This window comes from Methylocella silvestris BL2 (assembly GCF_000021745.1).
In the GTDB taxonomy this organism is placed as follows: domain Bacteria; phylum Pseudomonadota; class Alphaproteobacteria; order Rhizobiales; family Beijerinckiaceae; genus Methylocapsa; species Methylocapsa silvestris.
Genome location: NC_011666.1, coordinates 2,068,400 through 2,093,377 on the forward strand (window position 1 = coordinate 2,068,400; position 24,978 = coordinate 2,093,377).

Annotated in this window: 24 protein-coding genes; 8 read left to right on the top strand and 16 right to left on the bottom strand. The window is 64.5% G+C overall.

The features are described from left to right. Positions 1–176: 176 nt before the first annotated feature. Positions 177–923, top strand: coding sequence for a class I SAM-dependent methyltransferase (locus MSIL_RS09690; protein ID WP_012590914.1), 747 nt, complete (start codon positions 177–179; stop codon positions 921–923). Here MSIL_RS09690 and MSIL_RS09695 read toward each other — a convergent pair whose 3' ends face one another. Further along, on the bottom strand, positions 924–1,631 hold the full coding sequence (locus tag MSIL_RS09695; RefSeq protein WP_012590915.1) for an alpha/beta hydrolase: 708 nt from the start codon (positions 1,629–1,631) through the stop codon (positions 924–926). Positions 1,632–1,988: 357 nt separating this feature from the next. Here MSIL_RS09695 and MSIL_RS09700 point away from each other — a divergent pair, with 357 nt between their 5' ends. Continuing rightward, positions 1,989–2,204, top strand: coding sequence for a hypothetical protein (locus MSIL_RS09700; RefSeq protein ID WP_012590916.1), 216 nt, complete (start codon positions 1,989–1,991; stop codon positions 2,202–2,204). A gap of 9 nt (positions 2,205–2,213) precedes the next feature. On the opposite strand, the gene msrB is transcribed toward MSIL_RS09700, so the two are convergent. Together msrB and MSIL_RS21665 are read right to left on the bottom strand one after the other, a co-directional pair. Continuing rightward, complete coding sequence (msrB, locus tag MSIL_RS09705; RefSeq protein ID WP_012590917.1) at positions 2,214–2,621, bottom strand: peptide-methionine (R)-S-oxide reductase MsrB; 408 nt, start codon at positions 2,619–2,621, stop codon at positions 2,214–2,216. 120 nt (positions 2,622–2,741) lie between these two features. Further along, the gene (locus tag MSIL_RS21665) at positions 2,742–2,957 is read right to left on the bottom strand and encodes a hypothetical protein (protein ID WP_012590918.1); all 216 of its coding nucleotides are present in this window, start codon (positions 2,955–2,957) and stop codon (positions 2,742–2,744) included. A 290-nt stretch (positions 2,958–3,247) separates the two neighbouring features. On the opposite strand from MSIL_RS21665, the gene MSIL_RS09720 reads away from it, so the two are divergent. Further along, positions 3,248–4,585 carry a DUF2254 domain-containing protein gene (locus tag MSIL_RS09720; protein WP_012590919.1) on the top strand — a complete coding sequence of 446 codons (1,338 nt, stop codon included), beginning with the start codon at positions 3,248–3,250 and terminating at the stop codon, positions 4,583–4,585. Between the two features lie 6 nt (positions 4,586–4,591). On the opposite strand, the gene gyrB is transcribed toward MSIL_RS09720, so the two are convergent. The 4 genes from gyrB to MSIL_RS20175 all read right to left on the bottom strand — a co-directional run bounded on the left by gyrB (position 4,592) and on the right by MSIL_RS20175 (position 12,057). Continuing rightward, entirely contained in the window at positions 4,592–7,057 is a 2,466-nt protein-coding gene (gyrB, locus tag MSIL_RS09725; protein WP_012590920.1) for a DNA topoisomerase (ATP-hydrolyzing) subunit B, read from the bottom strand. 170 nt (positions 7,058–7,227) lie between these two features. Next, entirely contained in the window at positions 7,228–7,677 is a 450-nt protein-coding gene (locus MSIL_RS20170; RefSeq protein WP_012590921.1) for a DUF2335 domain-containing protein, read from the bottom strand. A 372-nt stretch (positions 7,678–8,049) separates the two neighbouring features. After that, complete coding sequence (clpB, locus tag MSIL_RS09735) at positions 8,050–10,644, bottom strand: ATP-dependent chaperone ClpB (RefSeq protein WP_012590922.1); 2,595 nt, start codon at positions 10,642–10,644, stop codon at positions 8,050–8,052. Between the two features lie 375 nt (positions 10,645–11,019). Further along, positions 11,020–12,057, bottom strand: a complete 1,038-nt coding sequence (locus MSIL_RS20175) for a DUF4167 domain-containing protein (RefSeq protein WP_012590923.1) — start codon at positions 12,055–12,057, stop codon at positions 11,020–11,022. Positions 12,058–12,164: 107 nt separating this feature from the next. On the opposite strand from MSIL_RS20175, the gene MSIL_RS09745 reads away from it, so the two are divergent. Next, a complete protein-coding gene (locus tag MSIL_RS09745; protein ID WP_041367848.1) occupies positions 12,165–12,446 on the top strand; it encodes a hypothetical protein in 282 nt (93 codons plus the stop codon). Positions 12,447–12,500: 54 nt separating this feature from the next. On the opposite strand, the gene prmC is transcribed toward MSIL_RS09745, so the two are convergent. Both prmC and htpG read right to left on the bottom strand, forming a co-directional pair. Further along, positions 12,501–13,391, bottom strand: a complete 891-nt coding sequence (prmC, locus tag MSIL_RS09750; protein ID WP_012590924.1) for a peptide chain release factor N(5)-glutamine methyltransferase — start codon at positions 13,389–13,391, stop codon at positions 12,501–12,503. A 26-nt stretch (positions 13,392–13,417) separates the two neighbouring features. Beyond that, on the bottom strand, positions 13,418–15,370 hold the full coding sequence (gene htpG / locus MSIL_RS09755; protein ID WP_012590925.1) for a molecular chaperone HtpG: 1,953 nt from the start codon (positions 15,368–15,370) through the stop codon (positions 13,418–13,420). Between the two features lie 281 nt (positions 15,371–15,651). Here htpG and MSIL_RS09760 point away from each other — a divergent pair, with 281 nt between their 5' ends. Then, a complete protein-coding gene (locus MSIL_RS09760; protein ID WP_012590926.1) occupies positions 15,652–16,041 on the top strand; it encodes a DUF2794 domain-containing protein in 390 nt (129 codons plus the stop codon). Between the two features lie 68 nt (positions 16,042–16,109). Here MSIL_RS09760 and MSIL_RS09765 read toward each other — a convergent pair whose 3' ends face one another. From MSIL_RS09765 to MSIL_RS09790, 6 genes are all read right to left on the bottom strand, one after another. Next, entirely contained in the window at positions 16,110–16,895 is a 786-nt protein-coding gene (locus MSIL_RS09765) for a Bax inhibitor-1/YccA family protein (protein WP_012590927.1), read from the bottom strand. 239 nt (positions 16,896–17,134) lie between these two features. Further along, the gene (locus tag MSIL_RS09770) at positions 17,135–19,783 is read right to left on the bottom strand and encodes an ABC transporter permease (RefSeq protein WP_012590928.1); all 2,649 of its coding nucleotides are present in this window, start codon (positions 19,781–19,783) and stop codon (positions 17,135–17,137) included. A gap of 44 nt (positions 19,784–19,827) precedes the next feature. Beyond that, positions 19,828–20,148, bottom strand: a complete 321-nt coding sequence (locus tag MSIL_RS09775) for a cupin domain-containing protein (RefSeq protein WP_012590929.1) — start codon at positions 20,146–20,148, stop codon at positions 19,828–19,830. Positions 20,149–20,166: 18 nt separating this feature from the next. Next, on the bottom strand, positions 20,167–20,658 hold the full coding sequence (locus MSIL_RS09780; RefSeq protein WP_012590930.1) for a YeeE/YedE family protein: 492 nt from the start codon (positions 20,656–20,658) through the stop codon (positions 20,167–20,169). Beyond that, a complete protein-coding gene (locus MSIL_RS09785; RefSeq protein WP_012590931.1) occupies positions 20,655–21,077 on the bottom strand; it encodes a YeeE/YedE family protein in 423 nt (140 codons plus the stop codon). The genes MSIL_RS09780 and MSIL_RS09785 overlap by 4 nt, the downstream gene beginning before the upstream one ends. A 162-nt stretch (positions 21,078–21,239) precedes the next feature. Continuing rightward, positions 21,240–21,812 (bottom strand): cysteine hydrolase family protein, encoded by a 573-nt coding sequence (locus tag MSIL_RS09790; protein WP_012590932.1) that lies wholly within the window; start codon positions 21,810–21,812, stop codon positions 21,240–21,242. Between the two features lie 113 nt (positions 21,813–21,925). On the opposite strand from MSIL_RS09790, the gene MSIL_RS09795 reads away from it, so the two are divergent. Together MSIL_RS09795 and MSIL_RS09800 are read left to right on the top strand one after the other, a co-directional pair. After that, a complete protein-coding gene (locus MSIL_RS09795) occupies positions 21,926–22,909 on the top strand; it encodes a GlxA family transcriptional regulator (protein ID WP_012590933.1) in 984 nt (327 codons plus the stop codon). Between the two features lie 86 nt (positions 22,910–22,995). Beyond that, a complete protein-coding gene (locus MSIL_RS09800) occupies positions 22,996–23,487 on the top strand; it encodes a DUF302 domain-containing protein (RefSeq protein ID WP_012590934.1) in 492 nt (163 codons plus the stop codon). On the opposite strand, the gene MSIL_RS09805 is transcribed toward MSIL_RS09800, so the two are convergent. Then, positions 23,484–24,191, bottom strand: coding sequence for an ABC transporter ATP-binding protein (locus tag MSIL_RS09805; protein ID WP_012590935.1), 708 nt, complete (start codon positions 24,189–24,191; stop codon positions 23,484–23,486). The two genes, MSIL_RS09800 and MSIL_RS09805, sit on opposite strands and share 4 nt — an antisense overlap. 170 nt (positions 24,192–24,361) lie before the next feature. Between MSIL_RS09805 and MSIL_RS09810 the strand changes: the two genes are divergently transcribed. Continuing rightward, complete coding sequence (locus tag MSIL_RS09810; protein ID WP_012590936.1) at positions 24,362–24,958, top strand: arylesterase; 597 nt, start codon at positions 24,362–24,364, stop codon at positions 24,956–24,958. Positions 24,959–24,978: the final 20 nt, after the last annotated feature.

Here is a 24,978-nt window from a genome sequence, read left to right on the forward strand (position 1 = left end):
CGTTGCCGCGCGAGTTTGCCACGCCTGGCTTCGGCGTCAAACCACAGGACCGCAACCAAAGGCGATAGAATGTGCGCAAGCTCTGCGCCCGCAAAGGGTAAGGGTTTATTTTTCGTGGGCTAGGCCTAATGATTGCGGGCGGGCTTTTGCCCATAATTCCTTACGCCCGGCAGGCCATGTCGCTCGATGTCATCGATCTGCGCTCCTTCTATGCTTCGCCCGCGGGCGATCTCGCCCGCCGGCTGATCGCCCGCATCGTGCGGGAGCGGTTTTCCAACTGCGCGGGATATTCGATCCTCGGAGCTGGTTACGCCACGCCCTATCTCGGCGTTTTTCGCGACGAGGCGGTGCGGGTGCTCGCCTTCATGCCGGCGCAGCAGGGCGTCATCCACTGGCCGGCCGCGTCGTCCTGCGCCTCGGCGCTGGTCGAGACGACGGCGATGCCGCTGCCGGACTCCTCGATCGACCGGGTGATCCTGATTCACGGCCTCGAGACGACCGAACATCCGCGCGAGCTCCTGACCGAGATCTGGCGCGTCCTGACCCCCGGGGGCCGGGTCATCATCGTCGCGCCGAGCCGATCGGGCCTCTGGGCGCGACTCGATCGCACGCCATTCGGCCACGGCCAGCCCTTCTCGCGCAGTCAGCTGCGCGATTTGATGCGCGACACGCTGTTTTCGCCGACGCATTGGACCGAGGCGCTTTATGCGCCGCCGTTCCGGCACAAAACATTACTGCGCGCCGGCGTCATATTCGAGAAGATCGGCGCTTTCTTCGGCCTGCCCGGAGCCGGCGTTCTGATCGTCGAGGCGACAAAGCAGCTGTATCGCCCGGTGCCGGCGACGCAGCGTGCGCAGGAGGCGCTGCCGCAATTCGCGCCAGCCGCCGACCCGGTCGGCGCGCCCGTTTCGACGCGCGGCTGATTACATTCGGCCGCGGATCGCTGGGTCGATCTTGATCTTGAAGCTGTTCGCCAGAAAAAGCCCGCCGTGCTTCAGCCCCGGGCCGTCGATGCCATGGCCGAGTCCCGACGAAAAATGCCATTGGCACGGGATGTCGGCTCCGGCGAGCGCCTCCGCCGAGAGAAATAGCGCCTCGGGCGAGATGACGTCGTCTTCGCTGCCATGAACCAGCAGGATCGACGGCCGCTTCCTCCCCGGCTTCAATGCCTCGGCGGCGGCCGCTTCTCGCAGATGCTCCGGACCGACGAGCTCCCCCGAGTAGCCAAGGATGGCGGCGGGCGGCCGGGCGCGATGGAGCCCGACATGGAGCGCCATCATCGTCCCCTGGCTGAAGCCCACAAGGGCCAGCTTCGAATCATCGAGTTTATGGCGGTCGAGCTCGGCGTCGAGGAACGCCTGAAGGGTTGGCGCCGCCTTGTTGACGCCGGCCCAGCGCTCCTGCGGATCGCGCATGGTCAGAGGAAACCATTGCCGTCCGCCCGGCGCCTGCACGCAAGGGTCGGGCGCATGCGGCGAGACAAAGGCGGCGTCCGGCATGAAAGGCTGCCATTGCCGCGCGAGTTCGATCAGATCTGTGCCGTCGGCGCCGTAACCATGCAGAAAAACGACGAGTTGCTTCGCTGTTCGCGATTTCGCCGCAAGACGCGGGCCATCGATCAGTGCGGCCATGAGAAAAATATCCGCTGGTGGAGGGATGCAATTTCGATCCCCCGCCATTAGAGCATGCCGCCGGAAAGTGGAACCCTCGCTTCGGCGCGGGCCTTCTTATTTCCCTTCGGGCGAAGCGCCCCCGCCGCTAGTCCGCTCGCCTCGCTTCGGCGCGGGCCTTCTTATTTCCCTTCGGGCGAAGCGCCCCCGCCGCTAGTCCGCTCGCCTCGCTTCGGCGCGGGCCTTCTTATTTCCCTTCGGGCGAAGCGCCCAGTTAGGCGTTTACCGGCGCGCCCGGCGCGACTACTATTTTGCGGACTAAGGCGGCGCGCAAAACCTCGCGCCGCCGTGAGGATCGCGCCACCCTGAGGAGCGCGTATGTATATCATCGCCCGCAACATCACCGGCCCGCGGCTGCGCTGTGAGGCCATGATGGTCGACAAGAAGACCTTTACGCCCTGGCCGCCGACGAGCGAGGACGGCTGGCGCCGCGCCTATAAATTCCGCGACAAGCTGATGGCCGAGGTTGTGCGGATGGAGGCCGATCCGCTGGGGGAGCAGCTCAAGGTCATCGAGGCGGTGTATATCCCTTGAGGCGCCCGCTCACTCGGGCGTAAAATTCATCGCGACGCCATTGATGCAATAGCGCAGGCCCGTGGGCGGCGGACCATCGGGAAAAACATGGCCGAGATGGCTGCCGCACTGGCTGCAATGAACTTCGGTCCGGCGCATGCCGTAGCTGCGGTCTTCCGAGGTCTCGACGGCGCCCGCCAGCGGATCGTTAAAGCTTGGCCAGCCGGTGCCGCTCTCGAACTTCAGTGTTGACGCGAAGAGCGGCTGCTCGCAGCCGGCGCAGACAAAAACGCCAGCGCGCTTTTCAAAATTCAAGGCGCAGCTGCCCGGCGCCTCGGTGCCGTGTTCGCGCATGATGTGGTACTGCGTTGGCGTCAACAGCGCGCGCCATTCTGCCTCACTATGCGTCACCGGGTATGTCTTCGTCTCTGGCGGCATGATCGGCGCTCCAAACCAGGCTGGCTTCATCTTTTTTATGTTAGCCTAGTTTCGCGTCTTGAGCAGCCGATTGGATTGGCCTATTGCGGCCGTCTCGCCCCTCGTCGAGAGGGCTGCAGCTTAGCGCATTAAATCTCGCGCCGCGTCACGATCGGAAGACTTCATCCGCGAGAGCGACCCAGCCGGGAGATTCAGGCGTTCGACTGCCGCTTTCGCGAGGGGATGCAGGCGGACGATCTTTTCCTGGCCCGTCAGGTAGCGCCCATGCGTATAGACCCCGTCGGAAAGGCGATCGTCGAGCCGCCTGAAGGCGTTGCAGATTGCACTCCACATCATGGATCGAAACTCCTATTTCCTCTGGTCGACGCGCCCTCTGCCGGAAATCTGGCGAAAGCGCGGCGACCAGCGCATTCGGTTTGAAGTCGAACTAATTTGCGGCGCGCGCCATAAAAAATCGATCGTTGACCTGCTCCCATTTCATAAAGGCCTCATAAGCAGACGTCCCCAGCCACCGCTCGGCGCAGGACCTTTCGAACGTCGGCCCGGCGCGACATCGCCGGCGATCTGATAGTCTCGCTTCCGCTATCGGCGCACGGAGCGCCAAGGGGCACGCACAGAGAAAAGCCTTGAAGACGAGCCTGCCGATCTTTGTCCGAAACTCGATGTACGCGCTGCGCGGCGGCTTTTTGGTCCGGCCGCTGCTCATCTCGCTCGCGCTCGGACTCGCGGGAATGATCCTGTCGTCGGCCGAAGAGAGATTTCCTGTCGTCAGCGCCTGGGTCCCCGACGCGCTGTTTCCGTCGCACGCCGATCCGCAGGTCGCTCAGGTCATGCTGAGCACGATCGCAAGCTCGATCATGACCGTCGTCTCAATCGTTTTCGCGATTTTGCTGATGACGTTGACGCTGGCCTCGATGCAATTCTCGCCGCGCATTCTGGTCAATTTCGTGCGCGACCACGTGACCCAGTGGACGCTCGGCGTTTTCCTCGGCACGTTTCTTTACTGCATGGCTGCGATGCCCGCCGCGCGCAGCCTGCCTCAACCCTTCGCGCCGGTGGCGACGGTAACCGGCGCTCTGGCGCTTGCGCTCGCCTCCGTGATGGGGCTCATTTACTTCATCCACCACATTTCCCGCGCCGTCAGCGTCAATCATATCGTCGATCGCATCGCGCGGGAGACAGAGAGGGTCATCGACGAACTCATGCCGCGGAAGCGCGGAGCCGTCGCACGGGGCGAGGATATGGAGTTCGAGCCGGAGGAGACCGAGTTTGCCGTTCTCAATGTTCGATCCGGCTATATCTGCTTTATCGACACGACCCGCCTGCTGAAACTGGCCAAGGCGCATAAATTGCGCATTCGCGTGCTGCGCCCGATCGGGCATTTCGCGCCCGAGGGCGCGCCCTTATTCACGGTGTCGCATAAGAGCCGACTGACGGCGGAGCTCGATCGGGACTTTCGATCGGCATTCGGCATCGGGCCAATGCGCACGATGCAGCAGGACGTCGAGTTCGGCGTGCTACAAATCGTCGATATCGCCTTGAAGGCGATCTCGCCTGCGGTCAATGATCCCAGCACGGCGATCAACTGCATCGATCAGCTAACGAGCATACTCATCCGTTGGGCGGAGCGCGCCCCGCCAGCGACCATCTTTAGCGATCCGCCCTATGTCGTGCGGGTGATTCTCCCCTGGCCCGACTTCAAGCATCTTCTCGACACGGCCTTCGAGCAGATCCGCCACTATTCGGCGAACGACGTCGCCGTGAGCTTGCGGTTGCTGCGCGCCATGGATGATCTTGCCGCCACGCTCAATGACGACAGCATGCGCAAAGAGGTCACGCTGTGCGGTCGGCGCGTCGTTGCGAACTGCGCGACGCGACTGGACCCGACCAATCTGAAGCGGCTCGAAGATCGTTTGGCGTCGCTCGAAGCCCGATCGCCGAGTTTTGCGACGCGTGGCGCATAGGGCGGCTCAAACGTCGAGGTTCGACACGTTCAGCGCATTCTCCTGGATGAATTCGCGGCGCGGCTCGACGACGTCGCCCATCAGCTTCACAAAAATATCGTCGGCGTCGTCGCCTTCCTTGATCTTGACTTGCAACAGCGAGCGGGCGTCGCGATCGAGCGTCGTCTCCCATAGCTGCTCCGGGTTCATCTCGCCGAGCCCTTTGTAGCGCTGCATCTGCGAGATGCCCTTCTGGCCCGCAGCCATCACAGCGCTCAAAAGCTCGCCCGGCCCCGAGGCCTGACTCTGGTCGGCGCGACGCATGAAAACAGCCGGCCGCGCGAAGACGTCATGCAGCGAGGCGGCGTGCTCATTGAGACGGCGCGCCTCGCTGGAGGCAAGCAGCCCGGCGTCGAGCGTCGCGGCCTGCCGCACGCCGCGCACCAGCCGGCTGAACACATAGCCGCCATTGACGACGCGGCCGCTCCAGCCGCGCTCCATATCGTCGGCCAGCGCGTCGAGCCGGCCGGCGATCTCGGCGGCGATCGCCTCGGCTCCCGCCTCATCCTCAGGACCGATCGGCCGCAACGCCCCGGTGATCGCAGCCTGTTCGACGACGGCGCGGTCATAGCGCGAATGTGTCGCGCTGAGGACCTGCCGCACCGTGCGCGCCTCCTCGACGATCGCGCGCAGATCGGCGCCGGAGCGCTCGACGCCGTCGGCGAGGCGCAGCACGGCGCCCTCAAGCCCATTGCCGATCAGATAATCTTCGCGGGCGCGCTCATCCTTCAGATATTGCTCCGAACCGCCGCGCTTGACCTTGTAGAGCGGCGGCTGCGCGATGAAGAGATGGCCGCGCTCGATCAATTCGCGCATCTGGCGGAAGAAGAACGTAAGTAAAAGAGTGCGGATATGCGAGCCGTCGACATCGGCGTCGGTCATGATGATGATCTTGTGATAGCGCAGCTTGTCGACGTTGAAATCATCGCGGCCGATGCCTGTGCCGAGCGCTGTGATCAGCGTGCCGATTTCCTGGGAGGACAGCATCTTGTCGAAGCGGGCGCGCTCCACATTGAGGATCTTGCCGCGCAAGGGAAGCACCGCCTGATATTCGCGGTTGCGGCCCTGCTTGGCCGAGCCGCCGGCGGAATCGCCCTCGACGAGAAAGAGTTCGGACTTCGCCGGATCGCGCTCCTGACAATCGGCGAGCTTGCCGGGCAGGTTGGAGATATCGAGCGCGCCCTTGCGGCGGGTGAGTTCGCGCGCCTTGCGCGCCGCCTCTCGCGCCTGCCCCGCCTCGATCACCTTGCCGACGACGGTGCGCGCCTCCTGGGGATGCTCCTCGAGCCAGGAGCCGAGCATTTCATTGACGAGGCCCTCGACCGCCGGCCGCACCTCGGAGGACACAAGCTTCTCCTTGGTCTGCGAGGAGAATTTCGGGTCCGGCGCCTTGACCGAAAGAACGCAGGTCAAGCCCTCGCGGCAATCGTCGCCGGTCAGATCCACCTTTTCGCGTTTTAGAAGGCCCGAGCGTTCGGCATAGCCGGTGAGCTGGCGCGTCAAGGCCGCGCGAAAGGCGGCGAGATGAGTGCCCCCGTCGCGCTGCGGGATGTTGTTCGTAAAGGGCAGCACATTTTCATGGTAGGAATCGTTCCACCACAGCGCGACCTCGACGGTGATCGCCTCCCGCTCGCCCTTGATCAGAATGGGTTTGGCGATGAGCGGCGTTTTGGCGCGATCGAGATAGCGCACAAAGGCCTCAAGGCCGCCGTCATAATAGAGCGTCTCCGAGCGGACCTCGGCGCCACGCGCGTCAGTGAGCTCGATGCGGACGCCCGAATTCAGGAAGGCAAGCTCGCGCAGGCGGTGCTCGATCGTCGCAAAATCATAATCGACCTTGGTGAAGGTCTCGGGTGAGGCCTGAAAGGTCACCTCGGTGCCGCGTTTCGGCTTTCCGTCATGGGTCGGCGCCGGCCCCGTCACCTTGAGCGGCGTCACGGCATCGCCATGGGCAAATTCGATCAGATGCTCTTTGCCGTCGCGCCAGATGCGCAGCTTCAGCCAGCTCGACAGGGCGTTGACGACCGAAACGCCGACGCCATGCAGGCCGCCCGAGACTTTATAAGAATTCTGGTCGAATTTTCCGCCCGCATGCAGCTGGGTCATGATGACCTCGGCCGCGGAAACGCCTTCTTCGCTGTGGATGTCGGTCGGGATGCCGCGGCCGTCATCCGTCACGGCGACGGAGCCGTCGGCGTTGAGCGTCACCGTGACGCGCGTCGCATGGCCCGCGAGCGCCTCGTCGATGGCGTTGTCGACGACCTCATAGACCATGTGATGCAGGCCCGAGCCGTCGTCGGTGTCGCCGATATACATGCCCGGCCGTTTGCGGACGGCGTCGAGGCCGCGCAGCACCTTGATCGAATCGGCGCCATAATAGGCTTCCGCCTCGGCGGGAATGAAGGCGGGCGACGCGGCGGCGGGTTCAACCATGAGCGAAACGGACTTTCAATTGTTTTTGCGAGGATTTTAGGCGCGCTTGGACAGGGCGGAACCACGCCTCGTCCCTTATAGACCAAGCGTGCGTGAAGGTCATGTTTTTTAATGCTTTTCGGGGTAATTCACAGGCCGTTGCGCTGTCGCCGCAGGCGCATAAGCAAAGCCTAATCGTCCTGCTTGGCCCGGCCCTCTATGAATGCCTTAACCGCGCTGATAACAGGGACGCTGACAAAAGCGATCGTGACGGCCGGGTGCGCGCCGATCACGAAAGAGTAGACGCCTGCCGCCAGCGAACCAGCCATGACGATGAAACCGAAAACTTGGCCGCGGATCGTTTCCCAATTTAGCGCGCGTTGCTCCTTGCGCGCCAGTTCATGCCGGAAAGTCTGCTCCCGCTCCATGTACGCGAGAATGCGCTCGGCAGTTCCCTGGTGAGTCTGCTCGTAGAGGGCGAATTCCTCAGCGGGCGGGAGCGGGCCGTTATGTTGCTTGGAGACCGTAAGCACCCCGATGGAGACAAGGCGGGATATCTCGTCAGGCGGTAATCGCTTTAGCACCCCCGGCAGATTTTCCGGACTCACTGCCTGCAAGGCGTCTTCGTCTGATTCGTCCACCCTCAACCATCCCTAGTGCGGCCGACATGTCCGTCTTGAAAGCCAGGGCGTCCTGCGACGGTCCCCGATAGATCTTATCCCGTAGGATCGCAGCGCGCTTTGGGTCGTTTGCGTAAACGACTCGCTGTCCATCGAAGCTGGTAGCAAGCTTGATCGCCGCACGAATGATGTCTTTTCTAATCTTCATGCTTCCGCCCTACTCACGAGGGTGCAGGCTGGCAATTTAAGTCATTTGGAGCCCGCTTCGCCACCATAACTCGAGCGGCCAGCGTGGGGCATACGCCCCGCCTCCCTGACGCTATGGAATCGAAGCTGCCCGACCAAGAATTCAGACGGAAACGCTGCGCGATTCCATCTAACGCAATCGCCTTGCTAAGCCGCTGCCCGGATCGCGTCGTCGCCGATCAAAAGCCCCTTCTCATCGGCGCCGATCCGCACGTGCTCGCCATCGTGGATTTTTCCCGACAAAATTGCCTCAGCAAGCGGATCCTGCAGCGCCTTCTGGATCACCCGCTTCAGGGGCCGCGCGCCATAGGCAGGATCGTACCCTTTCTCAGCGAGCCAATCGCGCGCCTGCGGCGTCAGCTCCAGCGTGATCTTGCGATCCTCCAGCAGCCGGTCGAGCCGCTTCAGCTGGATGTCGACAATTGCGCCCATATCCTGCCGGCGCAGCCGGTGGAACAGAATGATCTCGTCGACGCGGTTCAAGAATTCCGGCCGGAAATGCGCCCTGACGACCTGCATGACTTCGGAATGCACCGCGTTGGAATCCTCGCCTTCCTTTTGCAGCACGAGGAATTCGGACCCGAGATTCGAGGTCATGATGATCAGCACATTGCGGAAATCGACCGTGCGGCCCTGTCCGTCGGTGAGGCGGCCGTCATCGAGCACCTGCAAAAGGATGTTGAACACATCCGGATGCGCCTTCTCGATCTCGTCGAACAGCACGACCTGATAGGGCCGCCGCCGCACCGCCTCGGTCAGCGCTCCGCCCTCCTCATAGCCAACATAGCCGGGAGGCGCGCCGATGAGCCGGGCGACCGAGTGCTTTTCCATATATTCGGACATGTCGATGCGCAGCAGCGCATTCTCGTCGTCGAACAGGAAGGCGGCGAGCGCCTTGGTCAGTTCGGTCTTGCCGACGCCGGTCGGCCCAAGGAACATGAAGGAGCCGATCGGGCGATTGGGATCCTGCAACCCCGCGCGGGCGCGCCGGACCGCCGTCGAGACGGCCTTGACCGCCTCCTCCTGGCCGACGACGCGGGCGGCAAGGGCGTGCTCCATGTTGAGCAGCTTCTCGCGCTCGCCCTCCAGCATCTTGTCGACCGGAATCCCGGTCCAGCGCGAGACGACCTGCGCGATATGCTCCGGCGTCACGGCCTCCTCGACGAGAACGCCGCCGCGCTTGGATTCAATCTCCGCGAGCTTGCGCTCAAGCTCCGGAATGACGCCATAGGTCAGTTCGCCGGCGCGCTGATATTCGCCGCGCCGCTGCGCCTGCGCCAGCTCCGTGCGGGCCGCCTCGATTTGTTCCTTGAACTTTTGCTCGGAGCCGAGCTTGTCCTTCTCAGCGTGCCAGCGCGCGGTGAGCGCAGCCGACTTCTCCTCGAGCTCGGCGAGTTCGCCTTCAAGCTTGACCAGCCGGTCCTTGGATGCGGAATCGGTTTCCTTCTTCAGCGCCTCCTGCTCGATCTTGAGCTGGATGATGCGACGGTCGAACTCGTCGAGCTCTTCCGGCTTGGAATCGATCGCCATGCGCAGCCGCGCGCTCGCCTCGTCGATGAGGTCGATCGCCTTGTCCGGCAAAAAACGGTCGGCGATATAGCGATGCGACAGCGTCGCCGCCGCGACGATCGCCGCGTCGGTGATGCGCACGCCATGATGCAGCTCATATTTCTCCTTGAGGCCGCGCAGAATCGAGATGGTGTCGGCGACAGTCGGCTCCGAGACAAACACCGGCTGGAAACGGCGGGCCAGCGCCGCGTCCTTCTCGACATGCTTGCGGTATTCCTCAAGCGTCGTCGCGCCGACGCAATGGAGTTCGCCGCGCGCAAGCGCGGGTTTCAGGAGGTTCGAGGCGTCCATCGCGCCATCGGCCTTGCCGGCGCCGACGAGCGTGTGCATTTCGTCGATGAACAGGATGATGCCGCCCGCTGCAGAGGTGACTTCGGTCAGAATGCCCTTCAGCCGCTCCTCGAACTCGCCGCGATATTTGGCGCCGGCGATGAGCGAGCCCATGTCGAGCGCGAGCAATTTCTTGTCGCGCAGGCTTTCGGGCACATCGCCATTGACGATGCGCAGCGCCAGCCCCTCGACGATCGCCGTCTTGCCGACGCCGGGCTCGCCGATCAGCACCGGATTGTTCTTGGTGCGGCGCGAGAGCACCTGAATGGTGCGGCGGATTTCCTCGTCGCGGCCGATCACCGGATCGAGCTTTCCGCTCCGCGCCGCTTCGGTAAGGTCGCGGGTGTATTTCTTTAAGGCGTCATAGGCGTTTTCGGCCGTTGCGTTATCGGCGGTGCGCCCTTTGCGCAGTTCCTCGATCGCCTTGTTGAGATTTTGCGGGGTCGCGCCAGCGCGCTCGAGAATCTTCCCGGCTTCCGAATTTTTCTCCATCGCTAGCGCCAGCAGCAGCCGCTCGACGGTGACATAGGAATCGCCGGCCTTTTCGGCGATCTTCTCGGCATTGTCGAACAGCCGGGCGAGCGTCGGCGTGATATAGACCTGCCCTGCGCCGGAGCCCTCGACCTTCGGCAATTTGGCCAGCGCCAGTTCGGTCGCGGTAAGCGCGTCGCGCGAGCGTCCGCCCGCCTTGTCGATCAGGCCGGCGGACAGCCCCTGCTCGTCATCGAGCAGCACCTTCAGGAGATGTTCGGGCGTGAACTGCTGATTGCCCTCGCGCATCGCGAGGGACTGCGCGCTCTGGACAAATCCGCGCGCCCTTTCCGTATATTTTTCGAAATTCATTGTTGTATCTCCCCCGCCTGTGACGCCCCTGGCGGCGACGTCACGGCTTGACTTAACTGGCCTCGAAACCGCGGCCGTGTTCTTTGTCAAATGTAGGAAAGAAAAGCCTGAGCGGAAGGGTTTTTGCCCGTTATCCGGGCTAAAACTCGGCCAGACAAAGCCGCCTCGCGGCGACCTGACGTCGGCGCCGCGAAGCATGTTTGGGTTTGGATGCAGCCCGGCCGATCAGATTGATTGACGTCCAGTGGGAACAGGCCCCGAGCGTGCGTTCACCAGCGGCAGACGCGCCGCAATCACCACAGCCCGTCCCGCCGCCAACGCGGGCCCGGCGCGACGCGCCGGACTCCCCAGCGGCACGAGCGAGAAACCCGCCCATCAGTCGCCGACAGGATCCTTGGCGCTCGATTGCTCGTCGCTGGAATCATGCGCCTCGTTCGCCTGATCGATCGCCATTTCGGCCTTGCTGCGACGGCGGCGGCGCGGACGCAGGTGAAAGCCATTCGATTCGCGATCGGCCTCGGCGCGATCCTCGCTGATCGGAACCAGACTATCGAGCGCTGCGGTCGGATCGAGCGATTCGGGAAGCGTCTCGGAAGGCTGGCGCACGGGGGCCGTTATGAAGGCTGGCAGGCCGTTCGGCTGAACCTCTTCGACGGGCGCCCGGTCGGCCCGCGGGTCGCGGGGCAGATCGCCGCGAAATTCACGGCCGCGGCGCGAGGCGCGATTGTCCTGATCGGACGATGCAGGCTGATTGCGCGGCGACACATCTCTCGGGCCGCGCTGTTCCGGCTGGTATCGGTCCTGACCGCCACTGCGATCCTGGTTGCGATCTTGACCCCGATCCTGACTGCGATCCTGGCGATCCTGACCGGAGCGATCGGGATAGGCGCGCGGCTCCTGCTGCTGCCTCTCCTGATAGGGCGCAACGCGCGGCGCCTGCGGCTGCCGGTCCTGGCCATTGGTCGGATAGAAGGGCCGGTCGGCGACGGGCTGGGGGCCGCCCCCCGGGGGCTGCGGCGCAAAGGCCGGCTGCGGCGCGGCGAAGCGCTCGATCGGCGACGCGAAACGATCCGGCAGGGCGGCGAAATCATCGTCGCCGTCGATCTCCTCGGCCATGGCGTCGCCGGGCTGGCGCTGATAGCCGGATGCGCCTTGCTGCTGCGCTTGAGCGAGCGCGATCAGGCGGAAATAATGTTCGGCGTGCTGGAGATAGCTTTCCGCCGTGACGGGGTCGCCCGACGATTGGGCGTCGCGGGCGAGCTGCAGATATTTCTCGCCAATATGGTGGGCGGTGCCGCGAATCTTGACGTCGGGACCGCTCGACTCATAGGAGCGCGTCAGAGGATTGGGACCTTTGCGATTATTGTTCGGCCGGCCACGCATGCGTTGTTTGTTGTTCTGTCCAGGTCTCATCGATGATCCTTGAGTGGCGCCGTAGCCGCAACCCCCGACCGTCGCCAAAGGCGAGTCGTTTTCGGTCCTTATCGAACCATTAAGCCAAAGAGCAATGGCGCAAGCTGATGTTCTTGGCTCTCCAGCCGGTGGCGATACTCGCGAAATTTCGCGGCATCAATCTTCGATCCTGGAGCAACAGGATCTTAGAGCTTTGGGACGTTTGCCTCGGTTTAGCCGAGCGTCTCAGCTTTGCCGGAACGGACCAACCCTATTTCACACACTGCGTATCGGGCGAAGACGACGACATCTCGACGCTGACCGCAGCTTTACACGAGCGAAAGGGCAATCCTTGTTTGCGTGAAACTAGCCGCTTTCGCTTGAAACGCCAAGCGCTTTTGCAGAAATAGGTTCGGAAATTATCCTCGCAAACGAGCATCCCGCTCTACGCGCCGAGTCGAGGCTCAGGCGAATTTGGCGAGGATAATACGTTCGACGCCGCCGAGGTCAAGTCTGAAGTTTCGCGCCGAAAACGAAGCGTCCCGCAGCAGAGCGTCGACGTCCTTGCCTTGTCCCTGACCGATTTCGAGCGCGACGAAGCCCTCCGGCGCGAGCAGCCGCGCCGCAGTCGGAATGACCGCCCGATAGGCGTCGAGGCCGTCCTCGCCGCCGTCGAGCGCGAGCAGCGGATCGTAAATGCGCACCTCCGGCTCGAGACGAGCGATATCCCCGCGCGAAATATACGGCGGATTGGAGACGATGATGTCGAAGCGCGCCGCGCTCCGCGCCTCCAGCGGCGCCGCCCAATCTGCGCAGATGAGCTTGCCCCGGCCTTGCAGCCCCTGCGCCGCGAGATTCCTGTCCGCGATCGCGCAGGCGGCCGGCGCGAGATCGACGCCGACCCCGAAAGCGTTCGGCAGGCTGGCGAGCAGCGCGCAAAGAAGCGCGCCGGAGCCAACGCCAAGATCGAGGATGCGCCAGGCCCTGCCCGTTTCGGCGCCGACGGCGTCGAGGACCACCTCGACGAGCGTTTCGGTGTCCGGCCTCGGGTCGAGGGCGGCGGGGCCGAGATGAAAACGCGCGCCCCAGAATTCGCGTGCGCCAAGGATGCGCGAGGTCGGCTCGCGGGCGAGCCGCCGCGCCGCCATGCGTTCGAGCGCTTGCGCGCCGCGCGCGCCGAGCGGCGCGCCGGGATCGCGCAGCAGCCCGGCGTGGTCGAGGCCGAGCGCCGCGCAAAGAAGCAGCCGCGCGTCAAGGTCAGCCGATGGAACGCCCGCCTCGGCAAGGGCGCCGGAAAGGATCCGGCGCGCGCGATCGCGCGGCGTGTTTGCATCGAAGCCGGACGGCGGCGCCAAACGCCCGGGCGCCTCGCGCGCGGCGCTCACGCCGCGGGCCGCGCCGCAGCCTCAATCAGGATGCGCGTCAGCCGCGTCGCGAAATCCGACGCGTTCTGCGGCTTCTCGCCCTCCATCAGCCGCGCCTCGTCGAAAATCAGCCAGGTGATGTCCTCGATCTTCTGCTTGTCCGGCGATCCGATCAGCCCGGCAAGCGCCTCGATCAGCGGATGTTTCGGATTGATCTCGAGGATCGGCTTCGTCGCTGCGCCAAGCTGGCCGTGCTCGGCCAGCAATTGCTCCAGCCTCCGGTCCGGCCCGCGCTCAGGGGCGATCAGGCAGGCCGGGCTTTGCGCCAGCCGGTCCGAGGCTCGCACCTCCTCGACAGCGCCTTCCAGCGTCTGCTTCATCAGGGCGAAGAGGGCCGCGAGATTGGCCGGCTGCGGCGCATCCTTGTCGGCGTCGGGCTTGGGGTCGACGCGCGGAATGGAGGCGATATCGGCCGCGCCCTGCGTCACGGATTTGAATGGCTTGCCGTCATAGCCCGCCGCCGTTCCGACCCAGAAAGCGTCGATTGGATCGGGCAGCAGGAGAACTTCGACGCCCCGCGCCGCAAAACCTTCAAGCTGCGGGCTTGCGGCGAGGCGCTTCAAATCATCGCCCAGCAGATAATAGATCGCGGTCTGGTTTTCCTTGAGGCCGGCGACATATTCCTTCAGCGTGCGGCCGCCCTCGGGATGGGTCGAGCTGGCGAAGCGCGCGAGATCGAACAGGGCGTCGCGCTTCTCGGGGCTCTCATAGAGACCCTCTTTGAGAACCACGCCGAAATGTTTCCACACCTCGGCGAATTTGGCCGGATCGCTTTCCGAGAGCTTCACCAGCTCCTGCAAGAGGCGATTGGCTACCGCCTTCTTGATCGCGCCGAACACCGGGCTTTCCTGGATCATCTCGCGCGAGACGTTCAGGGGCAGATCCGCCGAATCGACGACAATTCGCACGAAACGCAGCCATCTTGGCAGGATCTCGGCGTCGTCGCTGATCAGGACATGGCGCACATAAAGCTTGCCGCGGCCATGGCGCTCCGGATTGAACAGGTCGAACGGCCGCGAGGACGGCACGAAGGCCAGCACCGTATATTCGTGCCGTCCCTCCGCGCGCCAATGCACGGTCAGCGCGGGCTCGTCGAACTGGCCCGAGATCGTGTGGTAGAAATCGGCGTATTCCTCGGGCTTGATCGCGCTTTTGGGCTTGGTCCAGAGCGCCTGCCCGTCGCTGAGGCGGCGCGGCTCGGCGCCGGGGCTTTCGACAAGATCGATCGGGGCCGCGAGGGCGCTCGAATGTTCGCGCACGATCTGCTCGATCTTGTAAGGATCGAGATATTCCTTCGAGGACTCATTGATATGGAGCGCGACGCGCGTTCCATGCTCCGGCGCCTGATCGAGGGCGAGCGGCGCGATGGTAAAGGCCCCCTTGCCGTCGGAGCTCCAGACAAAGGCTTCATTCGAACCGGCGCGGCGCGAATAGACGTCGACGCGATCGGCGACCATGAAGGCCGAATAAAAGCCGATGCCGAACTGGCCGATGAGATCCACATGCGGATTTTTTTCCGCGCCGGCTTCCGCCTCCGCCGTTTCCGCGTCGTCGCCGCCCTCGGTCGCCTCCGGCCGCGCGCCAAGCCGGTCGAGAAAGGCCCGCGTTCCCGAGCGGGCGATCGTGCCCAGCGAATCGGCGAGCTCCTCGCGGGTCATGCCGACGCCATTGTCCTCGACGCTGAGGACGCCGGCCTCCTTGTCGAGCGCGATCACGATTTTGAACGGCGCGGCGGCGAATTCGGCATTCGCCAGCGCTTCATAGCGCAGCTTTTCGCAGGCGTCGGCGGCGTTGGACAAAAGCTCGCGCAGGAAAATGTCGCGATCGGAATAGATCGAATGCACCATGAGGTGCAGCAGCCTTGCGACGTCGGCTTGAAATGCTTGGGATTGTCCAGCGGCTTCAGTCATTTGAACAGGATGCTCCAAGAATTTTTCGAGCGCTTCGGGCCGATCTTCGCCGGCCCGCGACGCGGTGTGAATGCGTTTGCGAACCACCCCGCCCGCCTTCCTTTGCCAGGAGGCCAGCGGCTCGCTCCAAACCGCAGATATCGCGCTTGCTTCGCTCCCGCGCAAGAGCGGCCAAGGGCAACCGAGGCGGATCGCTCTGTCGCTAAACCGTCAGAAAAGCCCTTGATGAAGCCGGAGCAGCGCGCAATGATGCCGCGTCGGGGTCAAAAACAGAAGACGGCATGAGCGATTTGGAGACCGCCGAAGAGGCAAATCCGGCAGCCGAGACGCGCGCCCCTCCGCTCGCCTTCCGCTCGGCGCCGCTATCTCCCGCGCCCGTCTCCTTCGACCGGTCCGAATTGCGCGAGATCCTGAACCTCTATGGCCGCAAGGTGGCCGAGGGCGAATGGCGCGATTACGCGGTCGATTTCACGCCGCAGCAGGCCATTTTCTCTGTCTATCGCCGCGCCAGCGAATGCGCGCTTTACCGGATCGAGAAGACGCCGAAGCTCGCCAAGAAGCAGGGCGCCTATGCGGTTGTCGCGACGGGCGGGCTGGTGCTGAAGCGCGGCGGCGATCTGCGCCGCGTCCTCGCCGTGCTCGACAAGCGGCTGCGGCTGGTCTCCGGCTGAGACCAGGCCGAAAATGAAAAAAGGCCCCGCCTGAGCGGAGCCTTCCCTCTGATCAAATCACACCAGGCTTAGTTGTTCCGGTCGCCGCTGAGGAAGAGAAGCGACTGGAAGATGTTGATGAAATCGAGATACAGCATCAACGCGCCGTTGATCGATTTCTTGGTCGCGACCTCATAGCCGTCGCTCTCATAATACATTTCCTTGATCGACTGCGTGTCCCATGCGGTGAGGCCCGAGAAGATCAGGACCGACAGGATGGACAGGCCGAACTGGAACGCCGTGCTCTGCACGAACAGATTGACGACGCTGGCGATGACGAGGCCGATCAGGCCCATCACGAGGAACGAGCCCATCGCCGAAAGATCGCGCTTGGTCGTATAGCCGTAAAGGCTCAATCCGCCGAACGCCGCCGCTGTGATGAAGAAGGCCCGCGTAATCGAGGCGCCGGTATAGATCAGCAGGATCGACGACAGCGACAGGCCCATGGTCGCCGCGAAGGCGAAGAACATGATGCGCGCCGAGGAGGCCGACATCTGGTTGATTCGGAACGAGAAGAACAGCACAAAAGCCAGCGGGGCGAGCATTACGACATATCTGAGCGGACTGCCATAGATCGCCGCGCCGAAGGCCGTCAGCGGAATGCGGCCCATCTGGGCGACCGCCTGCGAGGAATCGCCGGCGACCGCGAGCATATTCACGCCAAGCGCCACAAGACCGGTGAGCGCAAGGCCGACCATCATGTTGTTGTAAACGCCCAGCATATAGGTGCGCAGGCCCTGGTCAATTTCGGCGCGACCGGCCCGAGCGACGCCCTGGCCCCAGCGGGCGCCTGCGTTGCGGTCAAAGTCGGACATGAGTTTCCTCTAAAAGTTGGGGAGGCCACGGCGCCTCCGGCTGCCGCCACAGAAGGCGGTCGTAGCTGCAATATGGCCTAGCAGCGAAGACCGTACAAGGGAGCTTAACATGAACAATACTTAAGGTTTGCGCCATCTCGGGCCGCCCCGAGGCTATCGCAAAAGCCATAGAACTTTCGCTATAGGAAAATACTTAAAGAACGCCAAAGGAGCCTTCTCACGAGCTCTGACGCGTCGATCTATAAATCGCGCAGATAGGGCGCCGCCTTGCGGCCGAGAATGCGCCAGGTTCCGATCAGCCCGAGCAGGACGGTGAAAAGCAGCGCCGCCACCGCCGCTGCCAGCGCCTGCGGCCAGAAGAAAGTGAAATCGATGTTCATCACGGATTTCGCGATTCCATAGGCCGCCGCCGTCCCCGCCGCCGCGCCAAACAGCGCCGTCGCGAGGCCAATGAGAACGTATTCGGCCACAAAAGCGGTCAGCAGCCGGCCGCGCGTCGCTCCGAGGGTTTTCAGCACGACGGCGTCATGGATGCGCGCCTGCTGCCCGGCCGCGACGGCGCCGGCGAGCACCAGGATGGCCGCCACCAGCGCCACGCTCGAGGCGCCGCGCACCGCGCTGGCGAGCTGCGACACGATCGCCGCCGCCGATTCCAGCGCGTCCTTGACGCGCACGCTGGTAATTGCCGGAAAAGCCGAAGCGACGTCGCGGGCGAGCGCCATCTCGCGCGCCGCTCCGGCGCCCGGCAACGAAAGCGTCGCAAGATCATTATAGGGCGCGCCCGCGAAGGTGTTCGGGGAGAACACCAGCACGAAATTGATGCCGATCACGCGCCAGTCGATTTTCCGGATATTCGCGACTTTGCCGGTGATGCTCCGGCCCAGCACATTGACGGCGACGTTGTCGCCGATTTCGAGCCCAAGGCCGTCGGCGATCTGGCTTTCGAGGGAAATCAAAGGCGGGCCCGCGTAATCTTTCGGCCACCACTCGCCCTTGATCAGCTTCGAGCCCTGCGGCGGCGCATCCGCGAAAGTGATCCCGCGATCCCCTTGCAGCGCCCAGGCGGCGCTCTCTTTCGGCTGCGCTTTTTCGGCCGCGACGCCTTTCAGCTCGACGATGCGGCCGCGCAGCATCGGCACGAGCGCAAGCTTGCCCTCCGGCGCCTTCTGCCTGACGAATTGCGAAAATTCGTCGGCGCGCGCGCTCGGCACATCGAGAAAGAAGAAGCTTGGCGCCTCGCCCGCGCCCGCTGTTTTCAATTCGCCCCGGATATTATTGTCAATCAGCACCAAAGCGACGAGCAGCGCGAGGCCAAGGCCAAGCGATAGCACGACGGAGGGCGTCAAGGCGCCGGGGCGATGAATATTGGCGATGGCGAGGCGCAACGGCAGCCATCGCGCGCGCGGCAGCTTGCGCGCGATCCGCATGATCAGAAAAGCGACGAGCCGCAGCGCCGCCAGCGCGGCGAGCGTCGCCCCGGCATAAATCAGGGTGAGCTTGCGGTCGCCGGCGAGGATCAAGGCAGAGACGAGCAGCGCCGCGGCCGCCGCGAAAGCGATGGCGATATAGCGCGCCCGCGGCCGGCTGGCGACAATCTCGATCGCGTCGCGAAAAATCGCCGTCGCGGGAACGTCATGGGCGAGCCCGAGCGGCAGCGCGGCGAAGGCGAGCGCAGTTAAGAGCCCATAGAGCGCGCCCTCGAACATTGGCCTTGCGTGGATCGCGGGCGCGAGCGGGAACGGCAGCAGATCGCCGAAGGCGGCGGCGGCGATATAGGGCAAGAGAGCGCCGACGACGGCCCCCAGCGCGACGCCGATCAAGGCGACAAGCATGATCTCGATCAGCATCACGGCGAAAACCCGCGAACCGCTGGCGCCGAGCGATTTCAGGATCGCAATCGTCGTGCGCTTGCGGGCGATATAAGCGCGGACCGCATTGGCGACGCCGACGCCGCCGACGATCAGCGACGAGAGGCCGACCAGCGTCAGAAATTGCGTGAAACGGTCGAGGTTGCGGGAAAACTGCGGCGAGATATTTTTGCGCGTGCGGATTTCCCAGCCCGCGCCCTGAACCTCCGCGCGAGCGCGGTCGGCGAAAGCCTCGACGGCGGCGTCCGACGCCGGCGCCTCTGCCTGTCCAAGCGCAACGCGATAGACGAAATGGGCGAGCGCGCCCGGCTGCAAAAGGCCGCTCGCGCGCAGTCCCGCGTCGCTCATCAGCACGCGCGGTCCGAAGCCGACGCCTCCGGCAAGTTGATCCGGTTCTTTCGTCAGCATGGCGCGAAGCTGGTAGCGCCCCTGGCCGATGCGGATTTCAGCCCCAGGCGAAACGCCAAGACGCGGCGCCAGGGCGGGATCGACGGCGACGCCAAAGACGCCGTCCCGCTCGGACAGCGCGTCGGCGAGCGAGGTCGCCGGCTCAAGACTGATCGTCCCCGCGAGCGGATAGAGGCCGTCGACCGCCTTGATCTCGACCATCGCCACATTGCCAGCCGATTGGCCACCCGCTTGGCCGGCAGCTTCGCCGGCAAGTTGGCCGGCTGGACGCGCCATGGCCCGCATCAGGACGACGCTGGAGACGCGGCCCGCGCCGGCGAGAAAGCTGCGCTCGGCCCCGCTCGCCTCGCGCTGGGCGAGATCGAAGGAGACGTCGCCGCCAAGGATCGCGCCGCCTTCGCGCGCGAGGCCGTCCTTCAGCGACAGCGAGAGCGAGCCGACGCCGGTGATTGCGGCGACGCCGACGGCGATGCAGCCGAGAAAAATAACAAAGCCCGACAGGCCGCCGCGCAGATCGCGCAAGGCGAATTTCAGGGCGAGCGGCGCGCGCCAGCCGCGCCGCGCCAGGGATTGCGCGGGGGCCGAGCCGGCGGCGACGTCGAGCTGCTCCATCAAATCAACTTTCTGCGCGGCGCGCGCATGTTTGCGCAACCTGTTCAGCCGAAATGGACGGCGAGCCAGATCGTCGCCGTCCCGGCGGCGGTCCATTCGACGCGATGCTTGCGCAGCGCCGCGATGAACAGATGGTCGCCCGGCGCGAGGCGGCGGACGTCGTCCTCATCGGCAAAGCGAAGCCCCGCCGCTCCCGCAAGAAGCAGCACCCATTCGGCGCGCGCCTGCTCGTACCAGAATCCGGGCGGGCTCGCCTGCCCATGCGAGACGATGCGCTCGATTGTTACGCCCGGCGCCTCCAGCAGGGCGCGAAACTCTTCGGCGGCTGGATGGACGCCGGCGATATCGAACAGGTTTTCGCTCACACGCGGCCGGCGTTGGGGTCAGGCATCGGCCGACTCGGCTGTTACGGCCCGACCCGGCGCCGCGACCGGCTTTGCGGCGGTCCCGCCGAGCCAGCGGTCATGGATCAAAATCCCCGCGGCCATCGCCAAAGCGAAGACGAAGACGCCGCCTTTTCCCAGCGCCAGCGCGGCGATCGCCGGGCCGGGACACAATCCCGCCATGCCCCAGCCGATCCCGAACAGGGCCGCGCCGCCGATCAATTTCGCATCGATGGTTCTGCCCGTCGGAAGATGAAAACTGTCGTCTAGCAGAGGATGGCGCAAGCGATGCGACAGCCTGACCCCGACGAACGAGATCGCGACCGCGCCGGCGAGCACGAAGGCGAGGCTCGGGTCGAAGCGGCCGAAAATATCGAGAAACCCGCGCACGCGGGCCGGATCGATCATGCCGGAGAGCGCAAGGCCAAAGCCGAACAGCGCGCCGCAGCCAAGCGCCGCCAAGAGTTGCGAAGGTTCGCGCCGGGCGTTCATGTCAGCCCCAGCGCGTTCATCAGCGCGACGGCGGCAATGGCGGTCGTCATGAAGGTCGCGACGGCCGCGAAGGAGCGCGGCGACAGCCGGGCGAGGCCGGAGACGCCATGGCCGCTGGTGCAGCCCGATCCAAGCCGCGCGCCAAAGCCGACGAGCAGACCGGCAAGCGCCAAAACGACAAGCGAGGCGTCAATATGCGAGGCCGGCCACGCGCCGAAGGCCAGCCTGTAGATGAAGGGGCCGCCGAAAATCCCGAGCGCGAAGGCGAGATTGCGCAGGCTCCCCGCCCCCGGCCAGGACAGCGCCCCGCTAACAATGCCGCTGACGCCGGCGATGCGGCCGTCGATCATAAGGTAGAGCGCCGCCGCGAGGCCGATGAGGGCGCCGCCGGCGAGCGATTGCAGATAGATCGGCCACATCGAGCAAATATCCCAGGCGGGCGCACGGCGTCAAAGCATCGCGCCAACCGCGAATTTTTCGGAGCGAGGCCGATTCCTTAGCAGAGCGCGCCGCGCCGCCCCAAGTCACTTTTGCGCAAGGAGGCTTTTGCGCAAGACAGCGAGGGACGGCGCGTTCACCACTCAGGCGGCGGTCTTTTCGCTGGCGGCCGCGGCGAGATAGGCGTCGGTCGAGGGCGTCGCCGCATAGGCGAAGCCAAGCGCCGCCATGAAGGCCGCATGAACCTTGGCCGCCTCGACGCGCACGCCGTTGAATTCGAGATCGCGCGTCGCGCAGGCGTCATGCACGACCGTGACCTTATAGCCGAAGTCGTTTGCAGCGCGCGTGACCGCGTCGACGCACATATGGCTCATGGCGCCGATAATGACGATTTCTTCGACGCCGGCGCGCTCAAGCGCCGCCTTGAGGCCGGTCTCCCGGAAGGAATTGATGTGGTTCTTGACGATGACCGTCTCGCCCTGCTCATTCAACACGCTCTCATGAATCTGCGCGCCCGCCGATCCCGGCTCGAAAAAGGGCGCGCCGGCGCTCGCGAATTCATGGCGGATATGGACGACGAGATCGCCCGCGGCTCTGGCGGCGGCGAGCACGCGCGCGGCGTTGCGGGCGGCGGCCTCGATCCCGATGAGGGGAAATTTGCCGTCCCGAAAATAATCATTCTGAAGATCGACGACGATCAGCGCGCGCTTGGCCATTAACACTCTCCTGTTCGGTTGCCGGAGGCCCTCGCCTTCCTGTGGCTTTGATACAGGGGCTGGATTACGCTGCCGATTGGCGGAACCGACATAGTCCGGGGCAAAACTGACAGATGGCCGGCGCGCTGACCGAGATCGGCCTTTTGCTTTATCCGGGCGCGCAACTCGCGGCGGTGCATGGGCTGACCGATCTTTTTGAGGTCGCCAACCGGCTCGCGCGCGAGCACAATTCTGCCTGCGTCCTGCGGGTCAGCCACTGGCGGCTGGAGGGGCCCGCCGGGAGCGCCGCCGCGCGGGTCTTCGATACAAACCCGGATGCGCCGGGCGCGCCCGCGATCCTCATCGCGCCGCCGAGCCTTGGCGAATTGCAAACGCGCGAGGCGATGGCGCCGCTCGCCCTCTGGCTCAAGGCGCAGCATGCGGCCGGAGCAACGCTCGGCTCGGTCTGCGCCGGCGCCTTCCTCATCGCCGAGACGGGGCTGCTCGCCGGGCGCGCGGCGACGACGCATTGGGTCTACGCCGAGACGCTGCAGCAGCGCTATCCACAGATCATCGTCGATACGGACAAGCTCATCATCGACGACGGCGACATCATCACGGCGGGCGGCCTGATGGCCTGGACCGATCTCGGCCTCAAGCTGATCGACCGTCTGCTTGGCCCGACGATCATGGCGGAGACGGCGCGCTTTCTTCTGGTCGACCCGCCGGGACGCGAACAGCGCTTTTACAGCCATTTCGCGCCAAAACTGCGCCATGGCGACGAAGCCATCTTGAAGGTGCAGCATTGGCTGCAGGCGCAGGGCGCGCGCGAGACGAGCCTGCCCGCCATGGCCGCCCGGGCGGGACTTGAGCAGCGCACCTTCTTGCGCCGCTTCAGCAAAGCGACAGGGCTGCGGCCCCTCGAATATTGCCAGCATCTGCGCGTCGGCAAGGCGCGCGAGATGCTCGAGTTTACCGGCCGCTCCGTCGAGGAGATCGCTTTTGCGGTCGGCTATGCCGACCCAGGCGCCTTCCGCAAGGTGTTTCTGAAAGTGGTGGGACTTTCACCCGGACATTATCGGGCGCGTTTCGGCGCGGCGCGAGCAGCGAACCGTTGATTTCATCCGTCAAGCCGATCAGACCGGAACCGCCGGCCGCTATGCCGCCGCGCGGATATCGACTCAAGGAAACCAGGGAGACCGCCATGCCGGAGCCTGCGACGACGTTTGCCGTGATCGCGATCGATCATATTACGATCCGGTCAGCACAATCCTTTGAAGAGGTGCGCCGCAAATTGGAGGCGAGCGTTCCGCAGCTTGATCCGGGCATCGTGGCGTCGTTGAGCGAGGGCGACCAGATCCGCGCCAAAGACTATGGGGAGCATGGCCCAAAGCTCTCGATCTTCGCGCAGCGCAATCATGGCGCGCTGCTGCAGATTGCAGGCCAAGCCCGCAATGCGCTCCAATATGAGATCGGCAATCCGCTGACCGCCTCGACGATGACCCGTCATCGGCTCGCCGCTGCGCTCTATGCGCCGTTGCGCGTCGTGCTCTATGAGGACGAACAAGGCCGCGGCGTCTTTGAATATGACAGACCGTCCTCGTTCTTCAGCCAATTCGGCGACGAACGCGTCGCCGGCGTTGGACGCGATCTCGACAAAGAGCTGGAAGCCGCCCTGCTCGGCGCCGCCGGCTAGGAAACAGCCTGCGCCGCCTCAGTCCCCCGCGCGCCAGACACAATCCGCCCGGACTCGAAAGCGATAGTGCGGTCGCATCGCGCGGCGAGGCCAAGATCATGGGTGACGAGAACCAGCGTCGCGCCCCGGTCCCGCCGTAGCGCGAAAATGAGATCGATGATGCTTTCCCCCGTAGCCGCGTCGAGATTGCCGGTCGGCTCGTCGGCCAGCAGGATTGAGGGACGCGGGGCGAGCGCCCTAGCCAGAGCGACGCGCTGCTGCTCGCCGCCCGACAATTGCGCCGGATAATGCGCGACCCTATCTTTGAGGCCGACCGCCAAAAGCTCATCGGCGGCGCGGGCGAAGGCGTTCGGCGCGCCGGCGAGCTCCAGCGGGATGGCGACATTCTCAAGCGCGGTCATGGTCGGGATCAGATGGAACGATTGAAACACGATGCCAATCTTGGCGCCGCGAAACCGCGCCAGCGCGTCCTCGCCGAGGGCGTCAAGGCTTTCGCCGGCGATCGTGATCGCGCCGGAATCCGGCCGCTCCAGACCCGCCAGCGCCATCAACAGGGTGGATTTGCCCGAGCCCGAGGGACCGACGAGGCCGACGCTCTCGCCCCGCGCGATCGAGAGCGAAACGCCCTTCAGAATGTGAACGCGCGCCGCGCCGCGCCCGAGGCTCAGATGTATATTCTGCAATTTAATCGCGGGCTCAGACATTGACGATATCCAGGGAGTCGGCCGCCCTAGGCGGCGATGCGCCAAGGGCGGCAGGTTATTCGAGATATGGCGGGCGCCGCGCTTTTCTCCAAGGTCTGGCTTTCGCCTGCGCGGCGCTCGGCGCCTCCAACGGTTTCGCGCTTGAGGCAGCCATCGCGCCGAAAGACGACATGAGAGAGACAAAATTGCTCGCGCTCGGCGACAGCCTCACCGCCGGCTATCTGCTGCCGGCGAGCGCGGCTTTTCCCGCGGTGCTCGAAAAGGCGCTGCGCAAAGAAGGCTATCGGGTCAGCATCGTCAATGCCGGCGTTTCCGGCGACACCGCCTCGGGCGGCCTTGCCCGCCTTGATTGGTCGCTCGGAGACCGAGCGGACGGCGCGATCGTCGAGCTCGGGGCCAATGACATGCTGCGCGGGATCGACCCCACCGTCACCAGAGCGGCCATCGAGGCGATCCTCGTGAAGCTCAAGGAGAAGAACGTCAGGACGCTGCTCGCCGGCATGCTGGCGAGCGCGAATCTCGACGCGGAGTTTCGCGAAAAATTCAACGCGATCTACCCAGCCCTCGCCAAAAAATATGACGCCATTCTGTATCCGTTTTTCCTTGAGGGGGTCGCGCCGCGGCCTGAGTTGAAGCTCGCCGATGGAATGCATCCCAATGCAATCGGCGTTGATGAGATCGTGCGCAATATTCTCCCAAGCGTCCGCGCTCTGTTGGTCGAGCTCGGCCAACCCGCGCCTTCTGGGGACAAGCCAGGTCCGGGCTGAGTTTTTTCGCGCCCGCAGCA

Bases quoted from the DNA above. Each gene is read 5' to 3' on its own strand.
- MSIL_RS09780 (WP_012590930.1), bottom strand. From the start codon at position 20,658: ATGAACGCCCGGCGCGAACCTTCGCAACTCTTGGCGGCGCTTGGCTGC.
- gyrB (WP_012590920.1), bottom strand. From the start codon at position 7,057: ATGGTTGAACCCGCCGCCGCGTCGCCCGCCTTCATTCCCGCCGAGGCG.
- MSIL_RS20175 (WP_012590923.1), bottom strand. From the start codon at position 12,057: ATGAGACCTGGACAGAACAACAAACAACGCATGCGTGGCCGGCCGAAC.
- MSIL_RS09805 (WP_012590935.1), bottom strand. From the start codon at position 24,191: ATGTCTGAGCCCGCGATTAAATTGCAGAATATACATCTGAGCCTCGGG.
- MSIL_RS09800 (WP_012590934.1), top strand. From the start codon at position 22,996: ATGCCGGAGCCTGCGACGACGTTTGCCGTGATCGCGATCGATCATATT.
- MSIL_RS09810 (WP_012590936.1), top strand. From the start codon at position 24,362: ATGAGAGAGACAAAATTGCTCGCGCTCGGCGACAGCCTCACCGCCGGC.
- MSIL_RS21665 (WP_012590918.1), bottom strand. From the start codon at position 2,957: ATGATGTGGAGTGCAATCTGCAACGCCTTCAGGCGGCTCGACGATCGC.
- MSIL_RS09790 (WP_012590932.1), bottom strand. From the start codon at position 21,812: ATGGCCAAGCGCGCGCTGATCGTCGTCGATCTTCAGAATGATTATTTT.
- MSIL_RS09785 (WP_012590931.1), bottom strand. From the start codon at position 21,077: ATGTGGCCGATCTATCTGCAATCGCTCGCCGGCGGCGCCCTCATCGGC.
- MSIL_RS09745 (WP_041367848.1), top strand. From the start codon at position 12,165: ATGTTCTTGGCTCTCCAGCCGGTGGCGATACTCGCGAAATTTCGCGGC.
- msrB (WP_012590917.1), bottom strand. From the start codon at position 2,621: ATGCCGCCAGAGACGAAGACATACCCGGTGACGCATAGTGAGGCAGAA.
- htpG (WP_012590925.1), bottom strand. From the start codon at position 15,370: ATGACTGAAGCCGCTGGACAATCCCAAGCATTTCAAGCCGACGTCGCA.
- MSIL_RS09700 (WP_012590916.1), top strand. From the start codon at position 1,989: ATGTATATCATCGCCCGCAACATCACCGGCCCGCGGCTGCGCTGTGAG.
- MSIL_RS09765 (WP_012590927.1), bottom strand. From the start codon at position 16,895: ATGTCCGACTTTGACCGCAACGCAGGCGCCCGCTGGGGCCAGGGCGTC.
- MSIL_RS09760 (WP_012590926.1), top strand. From the start codon at position 15,652: ATGAGCGATTTGGAGACCGCCGAAGAGGCAAATCCGGCAGCCGAGACG.
- MSIL_RS09695 (WP_012590915.1), bottom strand. From the start codon at position 1,631: ATGGCCGCACTGATCGATGGCCCGCGTCTTGCGGCGAAATCGCGAACA.
- clpB (WP_012590922.1), bottom strand. From the start codon at position 10,644: ATGAATTTCGAAAAATATACGGAAAGGGCGCGCGGATTTGTCCAGAGC.
- MSIL_RS09690 (WP_012590914.1), top strand. From the start codon at position 177: ATGTCGCTCGATGTCATCGATCTGCGCTCCTTCTATGCTTCGCCCGCG.
- MSIL_RS09795 (WP_012590933.1), top strand. From the start codon at position 21,926: ATGGCCGGCGCGCTGACCGAGATCGGCCTTTTGCTTTATCCGGGCGCG.
- MSIL_RS09770 (WP_012590928.1), bottom strand. From the start codon at position 19,783: ATGGAGCAGCTCGACGTCGCCGCCGGCTCGGCCCCCGCGCAATCCCTG.